The organism is Luteimonas abyssi (assembly GCF_001482195.1).
In the GTDB taxonomy this organism is placed as follows: Bacteria; Pseudomonadota; Gammaproteobacteria; order Xanthomonadales; family Xanthomonadaceae; genus Luteimonas; species Luteimonas abyssi.
In genome coordinates this window covers 1,912,867-1,936,708 of record NZ_KQ759763.1, presented here as the reverse complement: position 1 = coordinate 1,936,708, position 23,842 = coordinate 1,912,867, and the positions used below count along the sequence as shown (strand labels likewise).

Genomic DNA, 23,842 nt, shown 5'->3' with positions numbered 1-23,842 from the left:
GCGAAAGCCAGTAGCAATGGAAGGCGGGGCAGGCGCATCGGGGGCTCCGTTGGGGCGGGTCCATGCAGCGAACGCCCGGATGGCCGCAACGGGGTCGATACGCGTCATGCGCGCTCGACATTCGCCATGCACCGCTCCGCGGCGGGCCCGATGGAGCGCTGCCACGAACGACGATCTCCCGGATGCGCGCCGGTGGCGCGCGGCCGTGTCGCTTGTCGGATGGAGCGCCCTCGCGCCTCGTGACCGCCGCATCCCAACGCGTGCCGGCGGTCCTGGTCGAGCAACGGGCGTCGGGCGGGCGGCCGCTGGTGCCGGTCGGTCCGACCGGCACGGCAGTCGTAGCAACCGCTGGAAAAGGACGCGCGCGGCGTGGTGAGCGAATGCGAGATCGCCGCGGTGCGCTTCGTCCCGATGACCGGTGGCGATGCCGACTCCCTGCGTCGACCGCCACCGGCCGGACGCATGAGGTCGCCGACGCGACCTCATGCCGACGGGCCGTGCAAGCCGATCAGGCCTGCCGATGCCGGCTGGATCAGCCCTTGATGACGAGCAGGCGCGGCTCGGTCATGTCCTCGATGGCGTACTTCACGCCCTCTCGGCCGAGCCCGGAGCCCTTCACCCCGCCGTAGGGCATGTTGTCGACACGGAAGCTGGGCACGTCGCCGACGACCACACCTCCGACTTCGAGCCGGTCCCAGGCGAGCATGGCGTGGGCGATGTTGGCGGTGAACACACCGGCCTGCAGGCCGAAGTCGCTCGCGTTGACGATCTTCAGCGCGTCCTCGAAATCGTCGAAAGGTTGCAGGCAGGCCACCGGCCCGAACACTTCCTGACGGTACAGGTCGCTGTCGGCGGGCACCTTTTCCATCAGCGTGGCAGGCATCAGGTTGCCGTCGCGCGGGCCGCCGGCAAGGCGCTTGGCGCCGGCCTTGCGCGCGGACTCGACCCAGCCTTCGATCCGTTGCGCCGCGGCTTCGTCGATGACCGGGCCGATGAAGGTCTTTTCGTCGCGCGGATCACCCATTACCAGCGCGCCGACCTTGGTGCGCAGCTTCTTGCGCACCTTTTCGTAAAGGTCGCGGTGGACGAGGATGTGCTGCACGCTGATGCAGCTCTGGCCGGACTGGTAGTACGCGCCGAAGACCAGCCGGTCGACGACCTGGTCGATCGGCTGGCCGGGATCGGCATCGACGATGCAGGCGGCGTTGCCGCCCAGTTCCAGGGTGACCTTCTTGCGCCCCGCACGCGCCTTGAGGTCCCAGCCGACCAGGCCGCCGGTGAAGCTCAACAGCGCGATGCGCTCGTCCTCGGTCAGCGCGGCGGCGTCCTCGTTGCTGCACGGCAGGACCGAGAACGCACCCTTGGGAAGATCGGTCTCGGCCAGAATCTCGCCGATGATCAGCGCGCCGATCGGTGTCTTGGCTGCGGGCTTGAGCACGAACGGACAGCCGGCCGCGATCGCCGGCGCCACCTTGTGCGCGACCAGGTTGAGCGGGAAGTTGAACGGCGTGATCAGGCTGCACACGCCGATCGGCACCCGCTTGACGATGCCGCGGTAGCCGCGCGTCCGCTCGGAGATCTGCATCTCCACCGTCTCGCCCTCCACGCGCGTGGCCTCGCCGGCGGCGATGCGGAAGGTGTCGATCAGGCGGGTGACCTCGCCGCGGGCGTCCTTGATCGGCTTGCCGGCCTCGATGCACAGCGCCAATGCGAGCTCCTCGAAACGTTCCTCGAACCGGCGCACGCAGTGTTCGAGCACGTCGCGGCGCTTGTCCGGCGGGAACGCGGCCATCGCGTCGCGTGCCTTGTAGGCGGCCACGATGGCCTTGCGTACGGCCGCGCCGTCGGCGAATGCGGTGCGGGTGGCGACCTTGCCGCTGTACTTGTCGATCACGTCGAGGTCGGTGTTGGCGGTCACCGCCTCACCGGCCAGCCAGTAGGGGTAGGTGCGCGCGAGACCGTTGCCGCCGCGGCGTGGCGCGGCCTTCTTCGCGCCGGCGCGCTTGCCGGTCTTGCTCGGTGCATTCTTGGACTTGGCCATGGCGGCTCCTCGGTCGGCAGGGGGGCGTGCGACGGTCATTCGACCGCGGCGCTCAGGCGGGGGATATCTTCGTTGAGGATGCGATCGTCGTCGTCGTAGTCGATGGGCACCTCGATCAGATCGACGCCGGGCGTGTCCAGCGCGCGCTGCAGCAGCGGCAGGAACGCTGCGGCCGAATCCGGGCGATGGCCGCGGGCGCCATAGCTTTCCGCGTACTTCACGAAGTCGGGATTGCCCAGGTCCATCCCGAAGTTGGGGTAATCCTCGTGCGCCTGCTTCCACTTGATCATGCCGTAGGCATCGTCGCGCAGGACGAGTACGGTGAGATCCAGGCCCAGGCGCACCGCAGTCTCGATTTCCTGCGAATTCATCATGAAGCCACCGTCGCCGGCGACGGCCAGCACGCGGCGGTCCGGATGGACGATGCGTGCGGCGATCGCACTGGGCAGGCCCGCGCCCATCGTGGCGAGCGCGTTGTCGAGCAGCAACGTGTTCGGATTGCGGCAGCGGAAGTTGCGGGCGAACCACAGCTTGTACAGGCCGTTGTCGAGGCAGACGATGTCCTCGGGCCCCATGGCTCGGGAGACGTCGGCGACCAGGCGCTGGCCCACGAGCGGGAAGCGATCGTCGTCGGCGCGGTCGCCCAGGTGTTCGACCAGCGCGTTCCGCACGCGATCGAAGAAGGCGAAGTCCCAGTGCGGCTGCGGCGACAGCGCCTCGCCGAGCTGCCAGACGCTGTTGGCGATGTCGCCGACCACCTCCACCTGCGGGAAGTACACCGGGTCGACCACCGCACTGGCGTAATTGATGTGGATGACCGTTCGCCGGCCCTTGCGCATGAAGAACGGCGGCTTCTCGATCACGTCGTGACCGATGTTGATGATGCAGTCGGCCGCGTCGATGGCGCGGTGGACGAAATCGCCGTCGGACAGGGTGGCGTTGCCCAGCCACAGCGGATCGGTCTCGTCGATCACGCCCTTGCCCATCTGGGTGCTGAAGAACGGGATACCGAGCTTGTCGACGAACTGGCGCAGCATCCGCGAGGTGGTCTTGCGGTTGGCACCCGCACCGATCATCAGCAGTGGGTGGCGAGCCTGGGCGATGGCGTCGGCGGCCTGCCGGATCGCCTTGTCCTCGGCGATGGGACGACGTGCGTAGCTGGCCGGAATGAGGATGGCGTCGGTGTCGTCGCCGGCGATGTCCTGCGGCAGTTCGAGATGGGTCGCGCCGGGGCGTTCCTCCTCGGCCCGGCGCAATGCCTCGCGGACGCGGGCGGGGATGCTGTCGGCGGAGACGATCTGCCGGGTGTACTTGGTCAGCGGCCGCATCATGTCGACGACGTCGACGATCTGGAAATGCCCCTGCTTGCTGGTGCGGATGGGCTTCTGCCCGGTGATCATGAACATCGGCATCGCGCCGAGCTGCGCGTAGGCGGCGGCGGTGACCAGGTTGGTGGCGCCGGGACCGAGGGTGGCCAGGCAGACGCCCGCCTTGCCGGTGAGACGGCCGTAGGTGGCAGCCATGAAGCCCGCCGCCTGTTCGTGTCGGGTCAGGACGAGCTTGATGTCGGCGTCGCGCAGCGATTCGAGCAGGTCGAGATTTTCCTCGCCGGGAATACCGAACACGTACTCGGTGCCGTGCGCCTCCAGCGCAGCGACGAACAGGTCGGATGCTTTTGTCATCGGGTCGGGGTCGTCGGGGTTCGAGCCCGCAGTATTGCCCGGATGACGTGATCGGTCCGCGACAGGGCCGGCGAACGCAGCGGTCCAGCAACGGGACAATCGGACCGTCAGTCCGGATCGGACTCGACGCGAAGATGCAGGCGACCGTCGGCGAGGCGTGCCTGCAGCCGGTCGCCGGGTGCGCTGTCCTGCGTCGTGCGCACCACGCGTCCGTCGGGGTGCTGCAGGATCGCGTAGCCACGCGCCACGGTGGCGAGCGGGCTGACCGCCTCCATCGCCCGGGCCAGCGCCAGCAGGCGTGCGCGCTCGCGCAGCAGCCGTGACGGCAGACCGGCCTCCAGCCGGGGCGCCAGCGCCTGCAGACGCGCACGCGCCTCGGCCAGGCGCCGTTGCGGATGGTGCGCGCGCAGTCCTGCCTGCGCATGACGCAGCCTCGCCAGGTGGCGTTCGTGGAGGATGCGCCATGCCGCCTGCAGGCGGCGCGCCGCCTCTTCCTGCCGTCGCGCCAGCGCCTGCAGGCGGGCGGCCGGGCGCTGCGCCTGCAGGCGCAGGGCGGCCCGGTCGGCACGTTGCGAGGCCTGCTGCAGCGCGTGCCGGAAGAGGCCGGCATGGCGCCTCTGCAGCGCGCGCAGGCGGGCGGCCAGGTCGGTCCGGTCGGGAACGAGCAGTTCGGCCGCGGCCGACGGCGTCGGTGCGCGCAGGTCGGCGGCGAATTCGGCCAGGCTGGCATCGGTCTCGTGGCCGATCGCGGCGACCAGCGGCACCGGCGATGCCGCGACGGCGCGGACCAGCGCTTCGTCGTTGAACGCCCACAGGTCTTCCAGCGAGCCGCCGCCGCGGGTCAGCAGCAGGGCGTCGTACCGGCCGGATGCGCCTGCGCGCCGCAGCATGTCCACGATCTGCGGTGCGGCGCTCTCGCCCTGCACGAGTACCGGCAGGATGTCGACCTCGAGCAGCGGGAACCGGCGGCCGAGCACGCTGACCACGTCGCGTACCGCGGCGCCACCGGGCGAGGTGATCACGCCCAGCCGCCGGACCCATGCGGGCAACGGACGCTTGCGTCCGGCCTCGAACAGGCCTTCGGCCTGCAGGCGTGCCTTCAGCGCCTCGAATGCGCGCCGCAATGCGCCTTCGCCGGCTTCTTCCAGACCGTCGAGTATCAACTGATAGTCGCCGCGCGCCTCGTACAGCGTCAGGCGGCCGCGCGCGATGACCTTCAGCCCTTCGCGCGGCTGGAAGCGCAGCCACTGGCTCTTGGGACGGAACAGCGCACAGCGCACCTGCGCGCGGGCGTCCTTCAGGGTGAAGTACAGGTGCCCCGACGCCGGGCGCGAGACGTTGCCAAGCTCGCCTTCCACCTGCACCGCGGGGAAGGTGTCTTCCAGCAGGCTGCGGGCGAGGGTGTTGAGCTGGCTGGGGCTGAGGATGTCGGCGGCGCGCGGATCGTGCATGCCGACAGGATACCGGCTGCATGCGCGCGTATCGTGAGACGACGCATGCGGGCGATGCGGCATGTGCGGGCTCGGCTGCGACACTCGGTCGCATGGGCGCGGCAGGTTCCGGTTCCTACGCTATGCGGCGATCCCGCGTTTCGAGACCCGCCGACATGCCCGCCCGCCGTCGTCCGCCGCTGTGTGCCTGTGTCGCCGTCGCGTTGCAGGGTGTCGTCCTGGTCGCGCCGGCCTCGGCGGGCGGGCAGGATCCGAATGCGTCGTCGTCGGCGGACCCGGTGACCTTAGACCGGATCGACGTGCGCGGTGTGCGCTCGGCGCTGGATCGGCCGGCGCCGGGTGGCTCGCGCCTGCGGGTATCGGCGCGGGACACGCCGGCCTCGGTGTTCGCGATCGACCGCGACACCCTCGACGCACGTGGCGTGCGCTCCACCGCCGACGCGCTGTCGGCCGTTCCCGGGCTGGTGGTGGCGTCGCCGCCGGGGCACGGCAACACCGTGACCTGGCGTGGATTCTCCGGTGGCCAGATCACCCAGCTGTTCAACGGTATCGACGTGAAGTACGCCACCATCGCCGCGCGGCCGGTGGATGCCTGGATCTACGAGCGGATCGATGCGATCGGCGGACCTTCGGGGTTCCTGCACGGTGCCGGTGCCGTCGGCGGGGCGATCGACTACGTCACCCGGATCGCGGGATTCGATGCCGACGACGCCGGTGCGACGGCGAGCGCCGGTTCCCATGACGTGCGCGTGCTGGCCGGTGGCGTCAACCACCGCTTCGGAGGCGACGCCGCGGTCCACGCGCTGCGGTTCGACGCGAGCCGAAGCGCCCGCGACGGCTGGGTCGACGCGGAGCGGCGCGAGGCCTGGACGGTGGCGGCCTCGCTTGCGTCGCGGCCATCGCCGCGTCTGGTCCACACCCTCGCGCTGGAATATCAGGACGAGCACAACCCCCGGGTCTACTGGGGATCGCCCGCCACGTCCGGTGCCTCGGGCCGACTGCACGCGCTGCCCGGCGCGGTCGGCCGCAACTACAACGTGGCCGACGGCTTCTACGCGCAGGAAGTGATGTGGGGACGTTCGTTGCTGACGTGGGATGGCGGCCGTCTCGGGCGTATCACCAATACGCTTTACCGCTACGACGCCCTGCGCGATTACCGCAACGTGGAGAGTTACCGCTGGGATCCCGACCGCGACGGCGTGGCGCGGTCCGGCGTGCTGCAGCAGCGTCACGACCACCAGGTCACCGGCAACCGCACCGACTGGCACCGCAGCACGACGCTGGCCGGACGGCCCTCGCAATGGACGGCAGGGCTGGAGCTGAGCCACAACCGGCAGACGCGGTTTCCGCAGTCCATCGCGGGCGAAATCGATCTCGTGCCGATCGATGCGCAGGTGCCGGGGCGCTTCTTCGCCATTCCGGGAACCGCGCCCGGCCACGTGCCCGGTGCCACCAACCGCGTGCGGACCGCGGCGCTGTCGGTCGAGACCCTCACGCGCCTGGGCGCGCGCCTCGGGCTGACCGCCGGCCTGCGCCACGACCGGATCCAACTGGATGTCGTCAACCACCGCATGCCGACGGCCGCCAGCCCGGCGCGGTGGTCGCAGTCGTACGCGCCGACCACGGGCCGGCTGGGCCTGACCTACGACATCGCACCGGCGGCGACGGTGTATGCGCAGGCGAGCACCGCCGCCGACCCGCCCGCCGGCGTGTTGTCGACGGCAGGGTTTTCGGTGCTGCGCGACTTCGACCTCAGCCGTGGGCGCCAGATCGAAGCCGGCGGCAAGCTGGACATCGCCGATGGTCGCGCGACCGCCACCTTCGCCGCCTATCGGCTGGTGCGCGAGAATCTGGCCATCGCCGATCCGGACAGACCTGGTGAGACGCTGCCGGTGGGACGGCAATCCGCACGCGGGCTGGAAGCCACGCTCGACCTGCGGCCGGTGGATGCATTGCGCGTGCAGGCCAATGTCGGCTGGGTCGATGCGCGCCTTGACGACTTCGTCGAGAACGTCGCCGGCGTGCCGGTCTCGCGCGCCGGCAATCGACCGGCCAACACGCCGGCACGCGTGGGCAACCTGTGGCTGGAGTACGCGATCTCGCCCATCTGGTCGGCTGGCACCGATCTGCGTGCGGTGGCTTCGCGTCATGCGGACAATGCCAAGACGGTGGAAACGGCCGGTTACGCGCTGTGGGGCGCGCATGTGCGCTGGCGTCCCTCGCCGCGGTGGGCGATGACGGTGCGCGGGCGCAACTTGGCCGACCGGATCCATGTGCTGCATGCGATCGGTACGCAGATGGTGTATCTGGGCGAACCGCGCTCGGTCGAACTCGAGTTGAGGGCCGCGTTCTGAGCGAGCGCCGTGCCCTTGCGCCCTCGCTCGTGCGTTGCGGCCGCCGGCGATGGCGGGGCGTCTCCCGGATCTCGTGCGGATCCCGTGCGGGTTCGGCGGACGGATCTGCGTGCAGCAGGCGCGCATGACGCAAGGCGCCATGACGCGTGACGGGCGATACTGTCTTCCGCTGCGGACCCGCACGCGAGCATTCGTGCCGGCCCGCGTACCAGATGAGTTCGAAATGAGGTCCAGATGAGGAGATTGCCGTGACGTTCCGAATCGCTTCCTGTGTCGCCCTGGCCGTGCTGCTGGCCGGTTGCGGAGGCTCTCCGCAAGAGGGCCACGACACGCCGACTTCGTACGAGGCGGATGGCCATGCGGATGCGGCCGCGGCAGAGCCCGATGCGCTGACCGTCGAGGCGCCGTGGATCCGGCTGCCGCCACCGCCGGCCCCGGTGGCGGCCGGCTATCTGCAGATCGCCAACGGCGAAGGCGACGACCGCCTGCTCGGCGTGGAGACGGCGGCGGCCGAGCGCGTCGAGATCCACGAGATGCGCGAGACCGACGGCGTGATGCAGATGCGCGAACGCGTCGACGGGGTGGTGGTGCCTTCGCGCGGCCGCGTCGCGCTGGCCCCCGGCGGCGATCACCTGATGCTGATCGCGCCCGATGCCGGACTGGCGCCGGGTACGCAGGTGGAGGCGACCCTGGTGTTCGAGCGGGCCGGTCGTGTGCCGGTCACCTTCGAGGTGCGTTCGGCCACGGAACAGCCCGCTGGGCATGGCGATCACGGCGCGCACGGTACGGCGCACGGGGAAGACGGGCACGGACACTGATCGCCGGTCATGCCCGGCCCGGTCGGCCGGGCCCGGCATGAGGGGAGACGCGGATTTCACGGATCCGGGGACGCGGGCCGCGTGGCGGCCCGTGGATACGCGAGGGAATGGCCTCCGTCAGCGCGGGATGCGCTCGGCACCAGGGCGTTTCGAGAGTTTTCGCTGCAGTGTCCGCCGATGCATCCCGAGCAACCGCGCGGTCGCCGAAATGTTGCCGCCGGTTTCGGCGAGCGCCTGCTGGATGTGCTCCCACTCCAGCCGGTGCAGCGGGATCATCGTCAACGTTTCGATTTCGGTCGAAGCGGATGCCGCGACGGGACTGGGTGCGCGCTGCAGTGCCTGCATCAGGGCGTCGGCCGACACCGGTTTGGGCAGGTAGTCGTCCGCACCCCGTTTGATCGCCTCCACGGCCGTGGCGACGCTGGCATAGCCGGTCACCAGCAGGATCCGCATGTCGGCACGGATCTCCCGTAGCGGCGCGATGAGCGCCAGGCCGCTGTGCTCGGCCAGTTTCAGGTCGAGCAACGCGAAGTCCGGCGGGTATCGCCTGGCCTGGGCCAGGGCGGCCGCAGGGGTGGCCGCGGTCGCGCAGTCGAGGCCACGGCGCGTCAGCGCGCGGGCCAGGGCCTGCAGATAGATCGGGTCGTCGTCGACCAGCAGGCCGTTCATGAGCTGGCCCCGATGAGGCCTTGTCCGGCGGAATCGGGCAGGGCGGCCCGTCGCGGCGCGCTGAATCGCAACACCGCGCCGCCATCCTCGGCCTCCTCGGCGGTCAGTGTGCCGCCGAGCTGCTCCAGCGCCGCATGCGACAGGGCCAGCCCGACGCCCAGGCCGTCGGTCTTGGTGGTCCTGAACAGCACCGGCAGGAACGGTGCATGCGCGTCGAAGCCGGCCCCGCGATCGCGGATGCGACCCTGCAGATCGGCGCCGTCGATCCGCAGATCGCACTCGATGCCGGCTTCGCCCGCGGCCTCGCCGGCGTCTGCCGCGTTGTTGAGCAGCACCAGCAGCAGATGGCCCAGCGCCCGGTCGAGGCGGGTGCCCGGCGGCAGGTTCCCGGTCCGCCGCAGCGCCACGGTGGAACGCATCTGCGTCCAGTGGTCGAGCAGGCGGTCCAGGTCGACGGTAGCGGGGTGCTCCGGGTCGGCCGGGTCGGCCGGATCGGCGAGCGAGCGCACCCGGCGGCTGCAGGTGTCCACGAGCTGGCGCAGCGTCGAGACGTCGCGGACGGCTTGTGGTGGCAGCGGCTCGGCGTCGAGTTCGTCGAGGAGCAGTCCCATCGTCGCCAGCGGTGTATTGAGTTCGTGCGCCACCGAGGCGGCATGGGTCGCCAGGGCGACGATGCCCTCGTTGCGGGCGAAACGTTCGCGCAACGCGGCCAGTTCGCGCTCCCGCCGGTCACGCTCCGTGGCCAGGCGCAGCAGGAAGTACACGACGAACACGACCGACAGCAGGAAGTTGACCGCCATCCCGGCCAGATGCAGGTCGAGGCCGTCGCCATGCATGTGGGGCAGGGGGCGCGCGAGCATCACCGCGAACAGATAGCCGCCCACACCGGCCGCGGCCGCGGCGATCGCCCAGGCGGCGGGGAGGGTGAGCGCGGCGAACGCGACCGGCAGCAGGAACAGCGACGCGAACGGATTGGCGATGCCCCCGCTCCAGGCCACCAGCCAGGCCAGGACCGCGGTGTCGAGGAGGATGTGGGCGAACGCCTCGCCCGGCCGCGTGTCCCCGTCACGGCGCAGGCGCAGCCCGACGGCGAGATTGAACAGGGCGAGCAGGCCGATCGCAGTCCACAGCGGACCGGCCGCCAGCGGCAGGCCCAGGTGCGTCGTCGCGAAGACGACCGCCAGCGCCTGGCCGGCCACGGCGATCCAGCGCAGGACGTACAGGCTGCGGACGAGCGAGGCGGCGGCGTGCGGCATGGCCCGGGATGGTACGTGGCGCGGGCCGCGGGCGGGTGTGGCAGATCGTCGCAGCGCACGTTGCGGCGGCCGTCATGCGGACGCACCGGCGGCCGGCTAAAATGCGCGCATGTCAGCGCAACCCTCGCCCCTTCCCTCCGCGCCCGCGGCGGATGCTCCGGTAGACCGGTCGCCGGCCGCGCCGGCCGCCTCCTTCGGTGCGGCGGCGCGTCGCGCCACCCGGCAGGTCCGGATCGGCCAGGTTGCGGTCGGCGGCGATGCACCGGTGGTGGTGCAGTCGATGACCAACACCGACACGGCCGACGTGGCGGGCACGGCCAAGCAGATCGCCGCGCTGTGGCGGGCCGGCTCCGAACTGGTCCGGATCACGGTGAACAATCCCGAATCCGCCGCAGCGGTGCCGCGCATCGTCGAACGCCTGGCGATGCAGGGTATCGAGGTGCCGATCATCGGCGACTTCCACTACAACGGGCATCAGCTGCTGGAGCGCGAGCCCGCCTGCGCGGAAGCGCTCGCCAAGTACCGGATCAATCCCGGCAACGTCGGCTTCGGCAAGAAGAAGGACCTGCAGTTCGCCCAGTTGATCGAGTTCGCGATCCGCTACGGCAAGCCGGTGCGGATCGGCGCCAACTGGGGGTCGCTGGACCAGGCGCTGGCCGCCGCGCTGATGGACGAGAACGCGCAGCGCGCCCAGCCCTGGGATGCCGGGCGTGTGCTGCGCGAGGCGTTGATCCGTTCGGCGCTGGACTCGGCCGAGCGCGCGGTCGAACTCGGGCTGCCGCGCGAGAAGATCGTGCTGTCGGCCAAGGTCAGCGGCGTCCAGGAGTTGATCGCGGTCTACCGTGATCTGGCCCTGCGGTCGGATTTCGCCCTGCACCTGGGCCTGACCGAGGCCGGTATCGGCAGCAAGGGCATCGTGGCGTCGAGCGCGGCGCTGTCGGTGCTGTTGCAGGAAGGCATCGGCGACACCATCCGCATTTCGCTGACGCCGGAGCCCGGTGCATCGCGCACCCAGGAGGTCGTGGTCGCCCAGGAGCTGCTGCAGACCATGGGCCTGCGCGCATTCACGCCCATGGTCACCGCCTGCCCCGGTTGCGGCCGCACCACGTCCGAGTTCTTCCAGGAACTGGCGAAGGTGGTGCAGGAGCACGTGCGCGCGAAGATGCCTGAGTGGAAGATCTCGCACCCGGGCGCCGAGACGATGACGCTGGCGGTGATGGGCTGCGTGGTGAACGGGCCGGGCGAGTCGCGGCACGCCAACATCGGCATCTCCCTGCCGGGCACGGGCGAGGCACCGTCCGCACCGGTGTTCGTGGACGGGGAAAAGACCGTCACCCTGCGCGGGGAGGGGATCGCGCAGGAATTCGTCGCGCTGATCGACGACTACGTGGATCGACGCTATGGGCGACAGACCCGCGCCGGTTGAGTCCGGCGGCGGGAGCCGCGCGCACGCGGTGGTGTCGGCCGTGCGCGACGTGGTGCGACGTCACAGCGGGGCGTTGCTGCTGCTGTTCGCTGGGGTGCTGTTGCCGATGTGGGTCTTCGCGGAACTGGCCGACGAGATCCACGAGTCCGACGGGCTGCCGTTCGACGAGCCGATCCTGCTGTTCGCCCAGACGATGGCCCATGACGGTTTCGACCGGGTGTTCCTGTTCTTCTCCGAGATCGGGTACGCCTGGGGTGTGGTGCCGGCCGACATCGTGCTGGTCGCGGTGCTGTTGTGGCGTCGACGGTTTCGCGCCGGCGTGTTCGCCGCCGCCGCGCTGGCCGGGTCCGGGCTGCTGAACATGGCGACCAAGCGCCTGTTCGCACGCGACCGGCCGGCGCTGTGGGAGTCGATCGCGCCGGAGGCCACCTACAGCTTTCCCAGCGGCCACGCGATGGGCTCGATGTCGCTGGCGCTGGTGTTGATCCTGCTGGCATGGCCCACGCGTTGGCGGCGCTGGGTGCTGGCGGCGATGGCGGTGTTCGTGCCGATGGTCGGCCTGTCGCGGGTGTATCTGGGCGTGCACTACCCGTCGGACATCGTCGCCGGCTGGATGGCGGCGAGCATCTGGGTGGTCGGGGTCTATCTGCTGATCCTGCGCGACCGGCACTGACCGGTCCATCGCGGCCGACAGGCCTCGGGTGTGCCGGTTGCTGGCGTGCGCTGGACGGAGGGCGGCGGGTGCCCGGGCGGCGAATCGGTGTATAACGGGCGGGCATCGGGCGATCGAAGGATCGGTCAGGGGGGCCGGATGCACATGCGGGCGCGAGGACACCGTGATGGGACCGGTGGCGCGCGCCCATGCAAGGACCATTCGCACGAAAGGGGAAATCGCATGTCGTCACGTGTCCGCAAGGTCGCTGTCGGCGTGGGTCTTCTGGCCCTCGCGGCCGCTGCCCTCGCCAGTACCTCCCTCCTGATACCGGGCGCGCGCCCGGCAGCCTCCAGTGTCGCCGCCGCGTCCTCCGCGGGGAACGCGGCCGGCATCGCCGGTGCGGCCGGCAGCGGCACGACCGCCGTCGCCGCGGCCTCCGCCGCGGCGGGGCGCGTCGATGCCGCGCAGGGTCCGCACATCGTCGTCTTCCGCGAGCCCGCGCTGAGCGCCTACGAGGGCCAGACCCGCGGCCTGGCCGCGCCCGAGCGCAGGCTCGACGCGCGCGGCAAGCCGCGCCTGGATACCCGCGGCGCCGCCGCACGCGAGTACGTCAGCCACCTGCAGCAGCGCCAGACCGGCCACGAGCGCGCGATCGCCCAGCGCCTGCAGCGCCCGGTGCGGGTCGACCATCGCATGCAGCACGCGATCAACGCGGTGGTGTTGCCGCTCGCCGATCACGAGGTGCGCGCGGTCGAGGCGATGCCGGAGGTGATGTTCGTCGAGGCCTATCGCGAGGATCCGCTCGATACCGATACCGGCCCGCGACATATCGGCGCCGGCCCGGTCTGGGACGGCAGCAATCCGGGCGCGCCGGCGGGCTACCAGGGCGAAGGCGTCGTGTTCGGCATCATCGACACCGGCATCAACTTCGGCAGCCCGTCGTTCGCCGAGGTCGATCCGGTCGACGGCTACACCCACGTCAATCCGCTGGGCGACGGCGTCTACCTCGGCACCTGCGCCCCCGGCGGCGTGGACGAGGGTCGCTGCAACGCCAAGCTGATCGGCGGCTACAACTTCGTCTGCGGCGAGCCAGGCAACCAGTGCGGCCTCGCCAACGTGCGCGAGGAACCGGGCTTCGGCGACACCAACAGCCATGGCAGCCATGTCGCGTCGACGGCGGCGGGCAACCGTCGCGACGTCGATTTCCGCGGCAACGCGCGCCGTATCTCCGGCGTCGCCCCGCGCGGCCACATCGTCGCGTTCGACACCTGCTACACGGTGATCTCCACCGGCCAGGGCTCGTGCCCCAACGTGTCGACCACGCGCGCGATCAACCAGGCCGTCGCCGACGGCGTGGTCGACGTGTTGAACTATTCCATCGGCGGCGGTGGCAGCCCGTGGACCGATGCGGTGTCGATGGCGTTCCTCAACGCCTCCAATGCCGGCATCTACGTGGCGGCCTCGGCCGGCAACTCCGGCCCGGGCCCGAACACCATGGGCCACCTGCAGCCGTGGGTGGCGTCCACTGCCGCCTCGCAGCACGGGCGCGGCGCGTTCGTGGTGACGCTGCAGGTGACCGGCCCCGCACCGGTGCCGGAGCCGCTGACGCCGGTGCTGCTGGTCGAGGGCACCAACGGCGTGCCGCACGAGAGCGCGATTCCCGGCACCACGCCGTTGCGCGTCAGTGCCGACTACGACGGGGCTGCCGACGGTTGCGAAGGCTATCCCGCGGGGTACTTCGAGGGCGCGATCGCCCTGGTCCGGCGCGGCACCTGTTCGTTCACGATCAAGACCGACGCCGCGGCCGCGGCCGGTGCGCGGGTGGTGCTGATCGCCAACAATGCCGAGGGCGCATTGACCCCGTCGGTGCCCGACACCACGATTCCCGCGTTCGGCGTGACCCTCGAGGATGGCATCGCACTGCGCGATTTCGCCCGGGCCCACGACGATGCCACCGCAGGCATCGGGTATCCGCCGCTGCCCGCACCCAACACCGCCGACGCCTTGGGTGCCTTCAGTTCGCGCGGGCCTGCCGGAACCTTCGATCTGGTCAAGCCGGACCTGACCGCGCCCGGCGTGGCCGTGCTCGCCGTCGATGCCGGCGACCAGATCACCGGGTTCGAACAGGCGTTGTCGCTCAAGAACGGTACCTCGATGGCATCGCCGCACCATGCCGGTGCCGCGGGCCTGGTGCGCCAGGCGCGACCGGACTGGTCGGTGCCGGAGATCAAATCGGCGCTGGCACTCACCGCAGAGCAGGAGGTCTACACCGAGGACACCGTGACCCTGGCCACGCCGTTCGGCAAGGGCAGCGGTCGCATCGCGGTGGACCGGGCGATCAATGCCGGCCTGGTGATGCACGAGACCGGCGACAACTACCTGGCCGCCGATCCCGCCCAGGGGGGGGACGTGTCCGCGCTCAACCAGCCCTCGATCGGCAGCGCGCGCTGCTTCCGCAACTGCAGCTTCGTGCGCACCTTCCGCAATCCCACCGATACCGCCCAGACCTATCGCATCCGCCTCGACGGCGTGCGCGGCGGGGTCACGCCGGCGAACGTGAGCATCGCGCCGGGTGCCACGCGCTCGATCCGGGTGCTGATCAACAGCACGGACCTGCCGACCGATGGCAGCTGGCACTTCGGCCAGGTGGTGATGGAGCCGGTCGGTGCCACGGTCGGCAACGCGCCGCGGCCGACGCTGCGCCTGCCGGTGGCGATCTCGGTACCGCCGCCGGCGGTGTCGGTGCCGGATGCGGTCTCGCTGAGCCTGCAGCAGGGCCGCAGCGGCACGGCGCTGGGCTCGGTGGCCAACGTCGGCGGATCGACGCTCGACTACGCGGCCACCACCAGCGGAAACGGGGCCCTGCGGCTCGTCGCCCAGCTGCGCGGTGCGATCACCAACGGCTACCGCGGCGTGTGGCGGACCGACGCCGGAAACCCGGCGGCCCAGTTCGCGGCCGAGGATTTCGTGCTGCCGGTGGAGACCCGCATCACCTCGCTGTTCACCGAGGGCTTCGTGGTCGGCGGCGGGACGTTCTCCACCGTCGCCAGCAGCGTCGGCTGGGCGATCTTCCCGGATGCCGGCGGCGTGCCGGCGGGCAATCCGGCCAGCGCACCGCAGACGGCGGTGTGGCGTCATGCGACGACGCCCGCCGGCGCCGGCGTGGTGCTCAACGGCGCCAACTTCGGGCTCGACCTGGTCGCGGCCGGGCAGAACGTCGTCCTGCCGGCCGGCCGGTACTGGCTGGTGGCCTATGCGCGGACGCCGTATGCGAGCAGCTGGGCCTGGTTCGCCGCGCCGCAGGGCGACGGCAGCTTCGCCACGATCAGCCTCGATGCGAACGGCAACGGCGCGTGGGCGACCAACAACGCGTTCGCCGGCCTGTCGTTGCAGGTCGCGGGCGAGGTGCCGTGCGGCGCGCCGTGGATCGGCCAGGTCACGCCGGCCTCCGGACAACTGGCGCCGGAGGCGAGCCGTCCGACGCGGGTGATGATTTCCAGCAGCGGCCTGTCCGCGGGCCGGCACGTGGGCAGCTACTGCGTGGAAAGCAACGACCCGGCCGCACCGCGCGTCGCGGCCCCGGTGATCCTGACCGTCACGCCCTGAGCGCGACAGCGGTCCTTGAGACGATGAAGCGCCCGGGAGTCCCGGGCGCTTCTTTTTCGGACTCTTCGCCCGACTGCGGGATCGCCGGGGACGGGCCAGCGTGTCGGGGTTTCGGCTCGCTGACCTGACGGGCTCCGGCGTGGCCGATAAGCCCTTGCAGCGACTGTTCCCGATCACCGTTCGGCGGTGGCCGCTTCCTTGATTTCGCGTAACGGCCTGTCGGCTTGCAGATCGCGCGGACCGTGGTCATCCCGCCTTCCTTGCTCCTCGAGAAGAACCTCCATGGCCGGGCATGCCGGCAACCGCGGCCGAGAGGTTCCGCAAGCCGAGCGCCGTCGGGGCCGGCGGCCTTCCCGGCGAAATCAAGGAGGAGCCTGCCGCCGTATGGCGGCTGCCGGGGGGCATTCGCGCGAGGAGGCTGCCGGTCCCGGCGGGGCCCGTCGGCGCGCGACGACATGACGCCGCATCCGCAACGAGCAGGCGAAGGCGCCTCTATCCCGACCACCCACGTCACTCCCCGGGCTTGGCCGCCTCGGTTGGAGCCTTCGTCGCGGCGCGTCGGGCCAATTGCGCCTCGCGGTGGGCGATGTAGGCGTTCGAGGCGAGGATGATCGCCGCGCCGATCGCGGTCCAGCGGTCAAGGGTCTGGCCAAACAGGACCCAGCCGAACAGCGCCACCACCGGCAACTGCATGAAGCTGATCGGCGTCAGCGCGGACACCTCGCCGATCTTCAGTGCGCGCGTCCACAGCATGTGCCCACCCGTTCCGAGCAGCCCGGCGGCGACCACCCACAACCACACGATGCCCTGCGGCCACTGCCATACGGCCAGCGCGGGCAGGAACGACATCGGCACCCAGAACAGCGTGGTCCAGATCACGATGCGGTCGGCCGGTTCCGTGCGCGACAGCTCCTTGATCTGGATCGCCACCAGACCGCTGAGGATCGCCGCGGCCACCGCGACCAGCAGGCCGGGACTGAATTCGCCGCTGCCCGGCCGCAGGATCACCAGCACGCCGACGAAGCCCAGCGCGACCGCCGCCCAGCGTCGTGCGCGCACCCGTTCGCCGAGCAGCCACACTGCGGCGATGGTGACGAAGATCGGTGTGGAGTAGGAGAGCGAAACCGCCTGGGCCAGCGGCAGATTGCCGATGGCCCAGAAGCCGCAGAACATCGACAGCATGCCGATCAGGCAACGGACGACATAGCGCGGCAACTGCTCGGTGCGCAGGAAACCCAGCCCGCGCCCGGCCCGCATCAACAGCGGCAGCGCGGCCGCCATGCCGAAGAAGTTGCGGAAGAACGCGATCTGGAACGTGTGCAGCGATTCCGATGCCAGCCGGATCGCGATCACCATCAATGCGAACAGCAGGGTGCTGCCCAGCATCAGCAAGGCGGCGCGGGCGGGTGTGACAACCTGGACGCGGCGTTCGCTCACCACGCGTCGCCGACGATTCTCGGCTCGGGCTCGAGGTCGACGCCGAATCGCGCCAGCACCGAATCGCGGATGCGGCGGGCCAGGACGAGCAGGGCCGCGCCGGAGGCGTCGCCGTGGTTGACCAGCACCAGCGCGTGCGCGTCGGAGACACCGGCACCGCCGTCGCGATGTCCTTTCCAGCCGCAGGCGTCGATCAGCCAGGCTGCGGAAAGCTTGCGCAGGTGCGGCGTGCCGACGGGAAACACCGGCAGGCTGTTGTATTCGGCGAGCAGGGCATCTGCGGCGGACGCGGCGACGATCGGATTCTTGAAGAAGCTGCCCGCATTGCCGATGCGGGCGGGATCGGGCAGCTTGCGCTGCCGCAGCCGGATCACCGCCGCGGCGACTTCACGGGGTCCCGGTTCGGCGATGCCCGCGGCGTCGAGTTCGGCGCGGATGCCGGCGTAGCCGACCACGGGCACGCTGCGTCGCGACAGGGCGAACTCCACCGCGGTGACGATCTCGCGATCGGGCGCGCGCTTGAAGCGGCTGTCGCGATAGGCGAAAGCGCAGGCCTCGCGCAGGTGGCGCCGCGGCACGCCTTCGATGCGGTCGAACGTCTCGACCGCGACGATGCGCTCGCCGACCTCGACGCCGTAGGCGCCGATGTTCTGGATCGGGGCCGCGCCGACGGTGCCGGGGATCAGCGCCAGATTCTCGAGTCCGCCCAGGCCTCGTTCGAGCGTCCACATCACCAGCGCGTGCCACTCGAGGCCGGCCTCGGCGCGCACGCGGACATCGCCGTTCGCGTTTTCGGCCACGATGCCGATACCGCGGCCGGTCAGGCGCAGCAGCGGGCGGTCGGGATCGGCGGCGAAGAGCAGGTTGCTGCCGCTGCCGACCACCATGGCCGGCGCGACATCGGTGCCGAGCACGCCGTCGGCCAGCAGGGCCGGCAGGACGTCGACATCGGCGACCGAGATCAGCTGTGGCGCAGTGGCGGCCACGCCGAAGGTGTTCAACGCGCGCAGCGGCACGTTCCGCTGCAGAAGGTATCCGGACATGGGCAGGTGTCGGCGTCAGGCCGGCGGCAGGTTGCCGACGCTCGGCGCTTCCTTGCGGCGGCGGATCGCGGATGCGCATTCGTGGATCAGCGCCGGGCCGCGGTAGACCAGCCCCGAATACAGCTGCACCAGCGACGCACCCGCCGCGACCTTCTTCACCGCGTCCGCGCCCGACAGGATGCCGCCGACGCCGACCAGCGGCACACGCTCGGGCAGACGCGCGCGCAACATGCGCAGGACCGCGGTCGACTGGTTCATCAACGGCTCGCCGGAGAGGCCGCCGGTTTCGCGCGCCGACGCGTGCTGCTGCACCGACAGGCGCGACACGGTGGTGTTGGTCGCGATCACGCCGTCGACGCCGAGATCGCCGAGCACCCTGGCCATGGCATCGATATCGGCATCGCTCAGGTCCGGCGCGATCTTGACCAACATCGGCACGCGACGCCCGTGCTGCGCGCCCAGACGCTCCTGGGCATCGCGCAGACCGCCGATCAGTTGCCACAGCGCCTGCTCTTCCTGCAGTTCGCGCAGACCCGCGGTGTTGGGCGAGGAGATGTTGACGGTGATGTAGTCGGCCAGCGGGTAGACCCGTTCCATGCACATCATGTAATCGTCGAGCGCGGCGTCGTTCGGGGTGTCCTTGTTCTTGCCGATATTGATGCCGAGGATGCCGTCGCCGCGGCGACGGGCGCGCCCGACGTTGGCGACCAGCGCATCGACGCCCGCATTGTTGAAGCCCAGCCGGTTGATCACCGCGCGGTGCTCGGGCAGCCGGAACATCCGCGGTTGCGGGTTGCCGGCCTGCGGCCGCGGCGTGACCGTGCCGACCTCCACGAAGCCGAAGCCCAAGCCGAACAACGCGTCGATGTGGGCACCGTTCTTGTCCAGGCCGGCCGCCAGTCCGACCGGGTTCGGGAAGCGCAGGCCGAACACCGTGCTCGGCAGCGGCGACACCCGGCGGCTGACCAGCGGCAGCAGTCCGGTACGCCCGGCGGCGTCGAGCATCGTCAGGGTGAGTCCGTGCGCGCGCTCGGCATCGAGCGCGAACAGGAACGGGCGAAGCAGGGGGTACATGCGTGTCAGGGGTCCAGGCGGCCGGCGAAGGCGCGGGTACGGTAATCGAAGTCCACGTGGCCGTCGCGGGCATGCGTGTCGAACAGGTCGCGCAGGCCCGCGAGCAGCTCGGCATGGCCGGGCGCGCCGGCACGTGGTGTGTAGGACGACGACAGCAGGCGACCCCGCAGGGCGTCGTAGTCGAGCCGCTGCGGATTCGGCCAGCTCCGCCGACCGGCCAGCCCGCTGCCGAACCAGGCCTGCATGGTCGCATCGTCCTGCCAGCGCTGGGCGACCCCGGCGTAATCGGTGCCCCACGTGCGCAGCAGGGCATCGTAGGCGGCCAGAAAATCCGAATCCCCGGCGCTCCAGGTGTTCCAGAACACCACGGCGAGCCCGCCGGGCCGCAACACCCGCGCCCACTCACGACGGACCACCTCGGTATCGAACCAATGGAAGGCCTGCGCCGCGGCGACCACATCGGTGCTGCGGTCGGGCAGGGCGGTGGCTTCGGCCGTGCCGGCGAGCGCCCGGAAGCGGGATCCGTGCGCCGCGCCGAGCGCGCGTTCGGCGGCTGCGCGCATCGCGGCGTTGGGCTCCACCGCGACGACCGGATGTCCGGCGTCGAGGAACAGGCGCGAGGAAATTCCGGTGCCGGCCCCGATGTCGGCGACCGCGGCATCGGCGGATACGCCGAGTTCGTCGTGCAGCCAATCGATCAGCGCGGCCGGGTATCCCGGTCGATAGCGGACGTAATCCTCGACCCGGTCGTCGAACCGGGTCGCACTCGCGGGCGGTGCGGTCATGACCAGGCGTGCAGCCCCGCGGCGAGCCACGCCAGGCCGCCGAGCACGACGAACATCGCCACCGCCATCAGGCCCATCGCGATCATCAGCCAGCCCAGTACCAGCCCGCCGACCGCGAGACCGTCGCCGTCCAGGGACTGGGCGGAGCGGCGGATCTCGCCGCGGGCCAAGTGGCCGGTGACCACGGCGACGATGGCACCGACGCCGGGCAGGAAGGTCCAACCGAGAATGCCGAAGACCAGGCTGACGATCGCCAGACTGCTGGTGGTGCGGGGGGCTGCAGCGTTCATCGCGGTGTCCTCGCGGTAGGGCCGCCGGGCGGCGACCGTCCCGCGCATGCTACTCCCGCCGGAGCGGACGGATGCCCGCCCCGGCGAGGGTGTGCCTCAGAGATCGAACTTGATGCCCTGGGCCAGCGGCAGATCGTTGGAGTAGTTGATCGTGTTGGTCTGGCGGCGCATGTAGGCCTTCCAGGCGTCGGAACCGGACTCGCGGCCGCCGCCGGTTTCCTTCTCGCCGCCGAACGCGCCGCCGATCTCGGCGCCGGAGGTGCCGATGTTGACGTTGGCGATGCCGCAGTCCGAGCCCCAGGCCGACAGGAAGCGCTCGGCCGAGCGCAGGTCGGTGGTGAAGATGGCCGACGAGAGACCCTGGGGCACGTCGTTCTGCATGGCGATGGCGTCGTCCAGGTCGTCGTACTTGATCGCGTACAGGATCGGCGCGAAGGTCTCGGTCTGCACCACCTCGGCGTCGTTGCCGAGGCCGGTGACCAGGGTCGGCAGGACGAAGTTGCCCTTGCGGTCGTCGAGCGCCTTGCCGCCCGAGGCGATCGTGCCGCCGGCGGCCTTGGCCTTCTCGATCGCGGCCAGGTAGGCCTGCACGCCCTCGGCGCTGTTGAGTGGGCCCATCAGGTTGGCCGGGTCGGTCGGATCGCCGATCTTCTTCTCGACCTGGCCGTATGCCGCGACCAGCTTCTCCAGCACCTCGTCGTAGATCGACGCATGGATGAAGACACGGCGGGTGGTGGTGCAGCGCTGGCCGGCGGTGCCCACCGCGCCGAACACGATCGCCGGGATCGCCAGCTTCAGGTCCGCCGAGGCCTCGACGATCATCGCGTTGTTGCCGCCGAGTTCCAGCAGCGAACGGCCCATGCGGCGCGCCACGCGCTCACCGACCTGGCGGCCGATGCGCGTCGAGCCGGTGAAGCTGATCAGCGGGATGCGCTTGTCGTCGACGAAACGTTCGGCGATGTCGGTGCCGTGATCGTTGATCAGGAAGAAGATGTCCGGGAAGCCGCCGGCCTTGAGGGCCTCGTTGCAGATCTTCATCGAGGCGATCGCCGACAGCGGGGTCTTGGGCGAGGGCTTCCAGATGCAGATGTCGCCGCACACCGCCGCGACGAAGGCGTTCCAGGCCCACACCGCGACCGGGAAGTTGAACGCGCTGACGATGCCGACCAGGCCGATCGGGTGCCACTGCTCGTACATGCGGTGGCCGGGGCGCTCGGAGTGCATGGTCAGGCCGTAGAGCTGGCGCGACAGGCCGACGGCGAACTCGCCGATGTCGATCATCTCCTGCACTTCGCCGTCGCCCTCGGGCTTGGACTTGCCCATCTCCAGCGCGACCAGCGAGCCGAGCGCGTCCTTGTTGGCGCGCAGCGCGTCGGCGCACAGGCGGATCGCCTCGCCGCGGCGCGGGGCCGGGGTCTGCCGCCAGACCTTGAAGGCCGCCTGGGCGCGCTCGACGATCGCCTCGTACTGCTCGGGCGTGGTCGCGCTGACCTGGGCCAGGGTCTCGCCGGTGGTCGGGTTGGCCGGGGTCAGCGTGCCGGCGCCGTCGCCGGACGCCCACTCGCCGTTGCCGAGGTAGGTGCCGGATGCGCGGTCTTCGAGGCCGAGGGCGGCAAGGACGGGATGAGCCATGGAAACTCCTTCGGAAAAATCGGGATTGGGGAAACGAAGCGGGCGCCAGGCGGGACGCGGGGTCCGTGGCGGGGGAACGGGCAGCCGGCTTCTTCGTGGAATGGCGCCCCCGGCGCGATTCGAACGCACGACCTTCCCCTTAGGAGGGGGACGCTCTATCCAGCTGAGCTACGGGGGCCAGTTTCGGGATTTTCTCACGGCCCCGGTGTTTTCCCAACCCGAGCGCGGGCCTGGACCTTCCGGTCGGCCCGTCCGGCGAGGGCACAGCCCGACCTCGACAGCTCCGGAAGCGGGACGCGCGAGGATGAACGGGCATCAACAGGCCCTGCACGTCGTCTGTGTGCATTGTGCGCGGTCAGGGTACGCCGACGGCTGGCGACCTCCCGCAGGACATCCGATGAATTCCGAACTGTTCGACTACATCCGCAAGGTGTTCATCGTCGTGGCCCTGGTCGGTCTTGCGGTGTTGCTGGCGAAGCTCTCGCACGTACTGCTGCTGGTGTTCGGCGGCGTGGTGCTGGCGGCCGTGCTGACCACGTTGACAGGCCTCCTCCGGCGCGTGCTGCCGGTCTCGCACGGCATCGCGCTGGCGCTCGTGCTGGTGGCCCTGATCGGCGGCCTGGGCACGATGGTGTACCTGTTCGGCGCTCAGGCCGCGGCGGAGCTGACCACCCTCATCGACGTCATGCCCGGGGCGCTGCAGAACTTCCAGGACTGGGTGGACGGCACCCCGGTCGGCAGCCTGGTCCACGAGCAGATCGACGCCCTGCGCAACAACATGAGCCGGATCGCCACCACCGCCGGTGCGATGGCGATGACCTTCACCAGCGGGATGATGGAACTGTTCCTGGTCGTGGTCGGCGGCATCTACCTGGCCGCGCAGCCGGCGATGTACCGCGCCGGCCTGGTCAAGATGATCCCGGTCTCGGTGCGCGACACCGTCGCCGACGCCCTCGACGCCAGCGGCCGCGCGCTGCGCCTGTGGCTGGGCGGCCAGCTGGTGGCGATGGCGCTGGTGGGCGTGTTGACCGGTATCGCACTGTGGCTGCTCGGCGTGCCCGCGGCGTTCGCGCTCGCGTTGATCGCCTTCCTGCTCGACTTCGTGCCGATCATCGGCCCGATCCTCGCCGCCATTCCCGGCATCCTCCTCGGCTTCACCGTCAGCCCGCAGGTGGGCCTGGCGACGCTCGTGCTCTATGTCGTCATCCAGCAGATCGAAAGCAACGTGATCCAGCCGTTGATCCAGCAGCGAGCGGTCGAACTTCCGCCGGCACTCCTGCTGTTCGCGCTGTTCGCCTTCGGCGCGCTGTACGGCCTGCCGGGCCTGCTGTTGGCCGCGCCGCTGACCGTGTTCCTGTACGTGCTGGTGAAGAAGCTCTACGTGCGCGAATTGCTGGGCACCGAGACATCGGTGCCCGGAGAAGAAAACCGCAAGGATTGAACTCCGCGGTACCCGGCATCGCGGCGGGCGCAGGAACGGTTTGATCGCCCGCCAATTGTCAGGAGCGGTATCAGGTGGCAGATGTCGGCCGGACGATCCTTGCCGCTTCGGTGCCACGCGGGCCATTCGAGCCATTCAAAAGGAAAACGCCCCGGGTCTTTCGACACGGGGCGTTCCGGAAA

At 70.5% G+C, this 23,842-nt stretch carries 16 protein-coding genes, 1 tRNA gene and 2 pseudogenes; 6 read left to right on the top strand and 13 right to left on the bottom strand.

Annotated elements, in window-relative coordinates; genetic code table 11:
* Positions 1-532: 532 nt before the first annotated feature.
* The 3 genes from RG19_RS08120 to xseA all read right to left on the bottom strand — a co-directional run bounded on the left by RG19_RS08120 (position 533) and on the right by xseA (position 5,174).
* Positions 533-2,041: an aldehyde dehydrogenase family protein gene (locus RG19_RS08120; RefSeq protein ID WP_082672556.1), complete on the bottom strand. Its 1,509-nt coding sequence runs from the start codon at positions 2,039-2,041 to the stop codon at positions 533-535.
* Positions 2,042-2,076: 35 nt separating this feature from the next.
* Positions 2,077-3,723 carry an acetolactate synthase large subunit gene (locus tag RG19_RS08115; protein ID WP_058834836.1) on the bottom strand — a complete coding sequence of 549 codons (1,647 nt, stop codon included), beginning with the start codon at positions 3,721-3,723 and terminating at the stop codon, positions 2,077-2,079.
* Positions 3,724-3,830: 107 nt separating this feature from the next.
* Entirely contained in the window at positions 3,831-5,174 is a 1,344-nt protein-coding gene (gene xseA, locus RG19_RS08110) for an exodeoxyribonuclease VII large subunit (protein ID WP_058834835.1), read from the bottom strand.
* Between the two features lie 155 nt (positions 5,175-5,329).
* On the opposite strand from xseA, the gene RG19_RS08105 reads away from it, so the two are divergent.
* The gene (locus RG19_RS08105) at positions 5,330-7,528 is read left to right on the top strand and encodes a TonB-dependent receptor (RefSeq protein WP_058834834.1); all 2,199 of its coding nucleotides are present in this window, start codon (positions 5,330-5,332) and stop codon (positions 7,526-7,528) included.
* A 248-nt stretch (positions 7,529-7,776) separates the two neighbouring features.
* Entirely contained in the window at positions 7,777-8,346 is a 570-nt protein-coding gene (locus RG19_RS08100; RefSeq protein ID WP_162267060.1) for a copper chaperone PCu(A)C, read from the top strand.
* Positions 8,347-8,463: 117 nt separating this feature from the next.
* Here RG19_RS08100 and RG19_RS18510 read toward each other — a convergent pair.
* From RG19_RS18510 to RG19_RS08090, 3 genes and pseudogenes are all read right to left on the bottom strand, one after another.
* A pseudogene (locus RG19_RS18510) lies at positions 8,464-8,622 on the bottom strand (helix-turn-helix domain-containing protein); the annotation flags it as partial.
* Between the two features lie 83 nt (positions 8,623-8,705).
* A pseudogene (locus tag RG19_RS18505) lies at positions 8,706-9,015 on the bottom strand (response regulator); the annotation flags it as partial.
* Positions 9,012-10,271, bottom strand: coding sequence for an ATP-binding protein (locus tag RG19_RS08090; protein WP_058834831.1), 1,260 nt, complete (start codon positions 10,269-10,271; stop codon positions 9,012-9,014). The gene RG19_RS08090 and the pseudogene RG19_RS18505, both read right to left, overlap by 4 nt.
* 109 nt (positions 10,272-10,380) lie before the next feature.
* Between RG19_RS08090 and ispG the strand changes: the two genes are divergently transcribed.
* The 3 genes from ispG to RG19_RS08075 all read left to right on the top strand — a co-directional run bounded on the left by ispG (position 10,381) and on the right by RG19_RS08075 (position 15,958).
* Positions 10,381-11,697 carry a flavodoxin-dependent (E)-4-hydroxy-3-methylbut-2-enyl-diphosphate synthase gene (ispG, locus tag RG19_RS08085; protein ID WP_058834830.1) on the top strand — a complete coding sequence of 439 codons (1,317 nt, stop codon included), beginning with the start codon at positions 10,381-10,383 and terminating at the stop codon, positions 11,695-11,697.
* Positions 11,672-12,370, top strand: a complete 699-nt coding sequence (locus RG19_RS08080; RefSeq protein ID WP_082672554.1) for a phosphatase PAP2 family protein — start codon at positions 11,672-11,674, stop codon at positions 12,368-12,370. Before ispG ends, RG19_RS08080 begins: the two co-directional genes overlap by 26 nt.
* Positions 12,371-12,592: 222 nt before the next feature.
* Positions 12,593-15,958: a S8 family serine peptidase gene (locus RG19_RS08075; protein ID WP_058834829.1), complete on the top strand. Its 3,366-nt coding sequence runs from the start codon at positions 12,593-12,595 to the stop codon at positions 15,956-15,958.
* 510 nt (positions 15,959-16,468) lie between these two features.
* Here RG19_RS08075 and RG19_RS08070 read toward each other — a convergent pair.
* The 7 genes from RG19_RS08070 to RG19_RS08040 all read right to left on the bottom strand — a co-directional run bounded on the left by RG19_RS08070 (position 16,469) and on the right by RG19_RS08040 (position 22,397).
* A complete protein-coding gene (locus tag RG19_RS08070; RefSeq protein WP_058836495.1) occupies positions 16,469-17,344 on the bottom strand; it encodes a DMT family transporter in 876 nt (291 codons plus the stop codon).
* Positions 17,345-17,391: 47 nt separating this feature from the next.
* Positions 17,392-18,438: a UDP-N-acetylmuramate dehydrogenase gene (gene murB, locus RG19_RS08065; RefSeq protein WP_058834828.1), complete on the bottom strand. Its 1,047-nt coding sequence runs from the start codon at positions 18,436-18,438 to the stop codon at positions 17,392-17,394.
* A 15-nt stretch (positions 18,439-18,453) separates the two neighbouring features.
* Positions 18,454-19,512 carry a quinone-dependent dihydroorotate dehydrogenase gene (locus RG19_RS08060; protein ID WP_058834827.1) on the bottom strand — a complete coding sequence of 353 codons (1,059 nt, stop codon included), beginning with the start codon at positions 19,510-19,512 and terminating at the stop codon, positions 18,454-18,456.
* Between the two features lie 5 nt (positions 19,513-19,517).
* A complete protein-coding gene (locus RG19_RS08055) occupies positions 19,518-20,297 on the bottom strand; it encodes a class I SAM-dependent methyltransferase (RefSeq protein WP_058834826.1) in 780 nt (259 codons plus the stop codon).
* Entirely contained in the window at positions 20,294-20,587 is a 294-nt protein-coding gene (locus tag RG19_RS08050) for a DUF4190 domain-containing protein (protein WP_058836494.1), read from the bottom strand. Before RG19_RS08050 ends, RG19_RS08055 begins: the two co-directional genes overlap by 4 nt.
* Before the next feature lie 96 nt (positions 20,588-20,683).
* Positions 20,684-22,219: an L-piperidine-6-carboxylate dehydrogenase gene (gene amaB / locus RG19_RS08045; RefSeq protein ID WP_058834825.1), complete on the bottom strand. Its 1,536-nt coding sequence runs from the start codon at positions 22,217-22,219 to the stop codon at positions 20,684-20,686.
* 101 nt (positions 22,220-22,320) lie between these two features.
* Positions 22,321-22,397: transfer RNA gene (locus RG19_RS08040), tRNA-Arg, on the bottom strand.
* A 219-nt stretch (positions 22,398-22,616) separates the two neighbouring features.
* Between RG19_RS08040 and RG19_RS08035 the strand changes: the two genes are divergently transcribed.
* Positions 22,617-23,660 (top strand): AI-2E family transporter, encoded by a 1,044-nt coding sequence (locus tag RG19_RS08035; RefSeq protein ID WP_082672553.1) that lies wholly within the window; start codon positions 22,617-22,619, stop codon positions 23,658-23,660.
* Positions 23,661-23,842: the final 182 nt, after the last annotated feature.

What these genes read in the sequence shown, in the direction of transcription:
- RG19_RS08120 (WP_082672556.1), bottom strand. Translation starts at nt 2,041, where the DNA reads ATGGCCAAGTCCAAGAATGCACCGAGCAAGACCGGCAAGCGCGCCGGC.
- RG19_RS08115 (WP_058834836.1), bottom strand. Translation starts at nt 3,723, where the DNA reads ATGACAAAAGCATCCGACCTGTTCGTCGCTGCGCTGGAGGCGCACGGC.
- xseA (WP_058834835.1), bottom strand. Translation starts at nt 5,174, where the DNA reads ATGCACGATCCGCGCGCCGCCGACATCCTCAGCCCCAGCCAGCTCAAC.
- RG19_RS08105 (WP_058834834.1), top strand. Translation starts at nt 5,330, where the DNA reads ATGCCCGCCCGCCGTCGTCCGCCGCTGTGTGCCTGTGTCGCCGTCGCG.
- RG19_RS08090 (WP_058834831.1), bottom strand. Translation starts at nt 10,271, where the DNA reads ATGCCGCACGCCGCCGCCTCGCTCGTCCGCAGCCTGTACGTCCTGCGC.
- ispG (WP_058834830.1), top strand. Translation starts at nt 10,381, where the DNA reads ATGTCAGCGCAACCCTCGCCCCTTCCCTCCGCGCCCGCGGCGGATGCT.
- RG19_RS08080 (WP_082672554.1), top strand. Translation starts at nt 11,672, where the DNA reads ATGGGCGACAGACCCGCGCCGGTTGAGTCCGGCGGCGGGAGCCGCGCG.
- RG19_RS08075 (WP_058834829.1), top strand. Translation starts at nt 12,593, where the DNA reads ATGTCGTCACGTGTCCGCAAGGTCGCTGTCGGCGTGGGTCTTCTGGCC.
- RG19_RS08070 (WP_058836495.1), bottom strand. Translation starts at nt 17,344, where the DNA reads ATGCTGGGCAGCACCCTGCTGTTCGCATTGATGGTGATCGCGATCCGG.
- murB (WP_058834828.1), bottom strand. Translation starts at nt 18,438, where the DNA reads ATGTCCGGATACCTTCTGCAGCGGAACGTGCCGCTGCGCGCGTTGAAC.
- RG19_RS08060 (WP_058834827.1), bottom strand. Translation starts at nt 19,512, where the DNA reads ATGTACCCCCTGCTTCGCCCGTTCCTGTTCGCGCTCGATGCCGAGCGC.
- RG19_RS08055 (WP_058834826.1), bottom strand. Translation starts at nt 20,297, where the DNA reads ATGACCGCACCGCCCGCGAGTGCGACCCGGTTCGACGACCGGGTCGAG.
- RG19_RS08050 (WP_058836494.1), bottom strand. Translation starts at nt 20,587, where the DNA reads ATGAACGCTGCAGCCCCCCGCACCACCAGCAGTCTGGCGATCGTCAGC.
- amaB (WP_058834825.1), bottom strand. Translation starts at nt 22,219, where the DNA reads ATGGCTCATCCCGTCCTTGCCGCCCTCGGCCTCGAAGACCGCGCATCC.
- RG19_RS08035 (WP_082672553.1), top strand. Translation starts at nt 22,617, where the DNA reads ATGAATTCCGAACTGTTCGACTACATCCGCAAGGTGTTCATCGTCGTG.